5 protein-coding genes are annotated in these 4,425 nt (G+C 71.2%); 2 read left to right on the forward strand and 3 right to left on the reverse strand.

Annotation, left to right across the window (positions count from 1 at the left end):
* Positions 1 to 51: 51 nt before the first annotated feature.
* Positions 52 to 663 carry a hypothetical protein gene (locus Aut01nite_RS42910; RefSeq protein ID WP_152628590.1) on the reverse strand — a complete coding sequence of 204 codons (612 nt, stop codon included), beginning with the start codon at positions 661 to 663 and terminating at the stop codon, positions 52 to 54.
* A 31-nt stretch (positions 664 to 694) separates the two neighbouring features.
* Complete coding sequence (locus Aut01nite_RS42915; RefSeq protein WP_043524118.1) at positions 695 to 1,693, reverse strand: S1 family peptidase; 999 nt, start codon at positions 1,691 to 1,693, stop codon at positions 695 to 697.
* Between the two features lie 264 nt (positions 1,694 to 1,957).
* Between Aut01nite_RS42915 and Aut01nite_RS42920 the strand changes: the two genes are divergently transcribed.
* Together Aut01nite_RS42920 and Aut01nite_RS42925 are read left to right on the forward strand one after the other, a co-directional pair.
* Positions 1,958 to 2,377, forward strand: a complete 420-nt coding sequence (locus Aut01nite_RS42920) for a nitroreductase family deazaflavin-dependent oxidoreductase (RefSeq protein ID WP_043523950.1) — start codon at positions 1,958 to 1,960, stop codon at positions 2,375 to 2,377.
* A gap of 198 nt (positions 2,378 to 2,575) precedes the next feature.
* Complete coding sequence (locus Aut01nite_RS42925; RefSeq protein ID WP_043524117.1) at positions 2,576 to 3,052, forward strand: nucleoside deaminase; 477 nt, start codon at positions 2,576 to 2,578, stop codon at positions 3,050 to 3,052.
* A 403-nt stretch (positions 3,053 to 3,455) separates the two neighbouring features.
* On the opposite strand, the gene Aut01nite_RS42930 is transcribed toward Aut01nite_RS42925, so the two are convergent.
* Positions 3,456 to 4,331 carry a hypothetical protein gene (locus tag Aut01nite_RS42930; protein ID WP_152628588.1) on the reverse strand — a complete coding sequence of 292 codons (876 nt, stop codon included), beginning with the start codon at positions 4,329 to 4,331 and terminating at the stop codon, positions 3,456 to 3,458.
* Positions 4,332 to 4,425 lie beyond the last annotated feature (94 nt).

A 4,425-nucleotide genomic window follows, 5' to 3' on the forward strand; every position in this document is an offset into this window, starting at 1 on the left:
TTGCTGTCTCGCCGGCGTCGAGACAGCAGTGAGAACCAGCCGGAGAGATCTTCAGAGGGTGAACGGGGTGGAGCAGGCGACATGCTGGACGCGGGTGGTCTCGGCGGAATGCGTGACCACCGGGCCGTTCTCCTCCCGGGTGCCCGGCAGCTCGGCCCGGCGGATCACACCGACGCAGAACACCACCTCGCGCACCGGGTCCGCAAGGGTCACGACGCCGTCGCCGAAGTCGTCACCCCACGGATGGTCGCGCCGCAACGGCCACGGCACCTCGACGTCCCCGCCGACCGAGCCGCCCGCCACGACGACGGTGCCGCCCACCTCGGGCGCCGCGACATAGTTGATCTTCGACCCCTCGGGCTGGGCGAAGGCACGCGTGGTGACCTCCACCCGCCCGCCGGCGCCGGCACCCACCACATGCGCGGTCGAGGTGCCGTCGTCGTCCAGCCCGGCCGGCAGCCGGTTCAGCACCACGAGATCCTCGCCCGCCTCGTTGACCAGCTCGTAGTCGACGTGCAGGATCGCGCCCCGCACCTCGAACGTCGCGGTGAGCACGGTGGGCGGCGGCGTCCCGGTGGGCGCCGGATCGACCGGCTCCCGCGCCGGCGACCCGCAGCCCCCACTGGCCAGCAGCATGGCGAGCACCACCCCTCGAATCCGCATCACCCGATCCTAAGAAGGCCCTACCAGGCATTCATCTCCGGCGGCGATGACCGCCCCGGCGTCGCTTCCGGGTGTTGGACAGCAGCAATGCCACGAACCCTACGGCTGCCGCCGGGATCGCCACGAGCAGAATCGGGGAGAACGAGGCGACGGACGACGACGCGGGCGCGGCGTCGGCGGTGGCCGGGGCGGCCGCGGCGGGGGTACGGGCGGACGGCTTCCGGGCCGACTCCGGTTTCCGGGTCGTCGCGGGCTTGGCCGCCGCCAGATCTTCCTTGATCACCGACCGGATCCACGGGGCGATCGCGTCGACCCGGGTGGCGATGTCCGGCCCGGTGTGCGGGCAGTCCGGCCCGCGGCTGACCACCCCGATGAGGGTCGCCGTCCCGTTCGCGGCCTCGGTGAAGTACGGACCGCCGGAGTCCCGCTCGCACGGGCTGGTGTTGCTGCGCGGGGCGATCCCGGACAGCCCCATCTCGGTCGGGTCGATCGATGTCACCTCGAACCTTCCGGTTCGGGCCCGGTCCGGCGTCTTGCTGGCGTTCTTGCTGGTGAACCCGTACCCCACGAGCCGTGCCTTCTGCCCCTGGGCCGGCTCCGCGGCGTTCAGCCGCAACGGCGTGATCCCGGTGGCCGGCTGTTTCATCCGGGCCAGCGCCACATCCGCGTCGCCGTGCTGAACCACCTCGACCACCTCGATGGTGAAGCCGCCCCGGCCGGTGATGTCGGCCCGCCCGACCGTGGCGATCACCCGGTCGGCGACGATCTCCGACACCCGGTTGCCGTCCACGTCCCGGAAACAGTGCGCGGCCGTGATGATCCAGCGCGGCGAGACCAGCCCGCCGGAGCAGGAGCTGTCCCGCTTGCCGCCCTCCGGGGTCGGGATCCCCAGCTCGGTGATCTTGACAGCGAACGGGTAGCGCCCGTCCGGCACCGCCTCACCGTTGGCGATCGCATGCGCCGGTGTTCCGGCGAGCGTCCCGGCGAGCAGCGCGGCCAGCGACACGAGGTAATTCCGTAGCGTTTTCAACGGGTCCGGATGGTAAACGACGGCAGCAAACCCGGCCTCCACGATGATCGACAACCCTCCGGTCACATCCGCATGACGCGTGTCGGGTCCGGCGGGTTGCATTACCGCCAGTGGTACGCGGCACAGCCCTCATCCGTTCACCGTGATCCGTTCTCGTACCGTTACCCCCCTCGGCTGTTCGTCAGGGTTGCCTCAGCGGCGCTGAGGCTGCCCTGCGAACCAGCCGAGGGGGCGCATGATGGTCACGATCGAACGGAGATGTGCATGAGCGACTGGAACACTCGGGTCATCGAGGAATTCCGGGCCAACGAGGGCCGGGTCAGCGGTCCGTTCGCCGACGCGCCGATGGTGCTCGTCCACCATCGCGGCCGCAAGAGCGGCAAGGAGACGGTCAGCCCGCTGATGTACCTGCCGCACGACACCGACGAGAAGATCATCTACATCATCGCGTCCAAGGGCGGCGCCCCCGAACATCCGGCCTGGTACTACAACCTGACCGCGGCCGGCCGGGCGGAGATCGAACTCGGCACCGGCTCCTACCCGGTCACCGTCCGCGAACTGACCGGTGACGAACGGGACCGGGTCTTCGCCGAGCAGGCGCGGCTTTACCCCAGTTTCGCCGACTACGCCAAGAAGACCGAGGGCATCCGTACGATCCCCGTCCTCGAACTCACCCGCGCCTGACCGACTCCTCCCGGTTTGCCGTGACCCGCCTGGGGAATCCGGGTGGGTCACGGCATCGCAGAGGAGGCGCCCCGTGGACATCCTGTTCTGGACGATCAGCGCCGTCGGGATCCTGACCGCCCTGGTCCTGGCCGTGGTGGAGAGCCGGCCGTACCTGCGCCGCCACCATCGCCGGCCGCATCACTGACAATGTTCGGCATGACCATCACCGAGACCGATCTGCATCACCTGCGCCGCTGCGTCGACCTGGCCCGGGAGGCTCTCGCCGACGGCGACGAACCGTTCGGCTCGGTGCTGGTCGCGGCCGACGGCACCGTGCTGTTCGAGGACCGCAACCGGGTCAAGGACGGCGACGAGACCCGGCACCCGGAGTTCGAGATCTCCCGCTGGGCGGCCAACAACCTGATCCCGCAGCAGCGCGCCACCGCCACGGTGTACACGTCCGGCGAGCACTGCCCGATGTGCGCGGCCAGTCACGGCTGGGTCGGTCTCGGCCGCATCGTGTACGCCGCCTCCACCGCCCAGCTCACCGCCTGGCGCGCCGAATGGGGTCTCGCGCCCGGCCCGGTCACCCCGCTGCCGATCAACGCGATCGCCCCGGGCGTGCCCGTCGAGGGCCCGGTTCCCGCCTTCGAGGCCGAACTCCGCGGCCTGCACCTGGCCCGTCTCGCCTGAGCCCGTCGAACCGAGGCGGTTCTCACACGAACCGGACCGGGCGTTCCCGGTCGACGCGGCGGCGGAACACCGGGTCCGGTCGGGAATCCGCCCTGCGTGTAACCGGCCGACCAGTGCGGCTCGTGCCCGTAGTGCTCGTAGACCCGCCCGTAGTACTCGTGTTCCGGAACGAGGTCCGGCTGATATCCCGGGGCGCCGGCGATGTGCTCCTTGGCGCTGTCGACGTGCACCCGTTCCCGGGTGACCTCGCGGACCGCCGACACCGGAACGAACGACGACACCGCCCCGAACCCGAGAATCCCACCGTGCTCCACCCGCAGGAACCGCACCGTGTCGGCGGCGGTGTCCACCCCGTGCACGAGCCGGTCGATCACCGGCGGGCGTCACGCCGCCACAGGGTCGCTCAGCACTTCTTGACCGGGACGATCGGGCTGAAGGTCTCGGTCGTGCCGCCGTCGGAGCCGTTGAAGACGGCCCGCACCCCGCCGTGATCGGGCCGTACCTTCCAGATGTGGGTGCCGCCGGTGTCGGAGATCAGCGGGGTGCCCCGCTCGATCGGCTCCCACGCCCAGTTCGCCCCGGTGGACTTGAGGAACGTGTCGTTCTCCAGCAGGTAGTCCGCCCCGAACCCGCCGGCGATCCCCTCGATCCGGTAGCCGGTCGACGCGTCGCCGTCGGTGTCTATGAAGACGTGCCGGTACACGAATCCGTCGCTGAACGTCGCCTTGAACGTCACCGCGTAGGCCGTGGAGCAGGCCGAATACCCGGTGATCGTCCCGGCCGGCCGGTTCGCGGAGGATCCGGCGCCGCGTGACGGCGGCGGCGCCGACGGCCGGCCGATCGACGGGCGTGTCACCGCGGGGAACCCTTTCGCCACCTCGACCGGCGGCTCCGCGGGCCCGGGGGCACGCAGCCGCAGGGCCACCGCCGCGCCCACGGCGGCGAGCACGACCACCAGCGCGAACGCCAGGTACCGCCCGCGGCGGCGGGGCGGGGCCGGCGGCGAGGCAGGAAGGGGCGGGGGCGGAGGCGGGGACGGCAACGGCCGGGATGCGGGCGGCGGCGCGAGGAACGGCCGCGGTTCGGGCGACGGCGCCGGGAAGAGCCGCGGTTCAGGCGACGGCGCCAGGGAGGGCCGGGATTCGGGCGGCAGCGCCCGGAACGGCCGGGATCCGCCGGGCCGGCTGGGGAACATCCTGCGCAACGAGGCGGCCCGCTCATCCGCGTATCCCGCACCGTCCTCCACCGGACGGTCGCCGGGCGTAGTGCCTACACCCACCGCGTACTCCAAATTGTCTTCAATGTTGATCGATGTCCGCAGGGCACGGTACCGGAACGACGTGACTTTCCGGTGGCGGGGGCGGCAACCGTTC

Source organism: Actinoplanes utahensis (assembly GCF_016862455.1).
Classification (GTDB): Bacteria; Actinomycetota; Actinomycetes; order Mycobacteriales; family Micromonosporaceae; genus Actinoplanes; species Actinoplanes utahensis.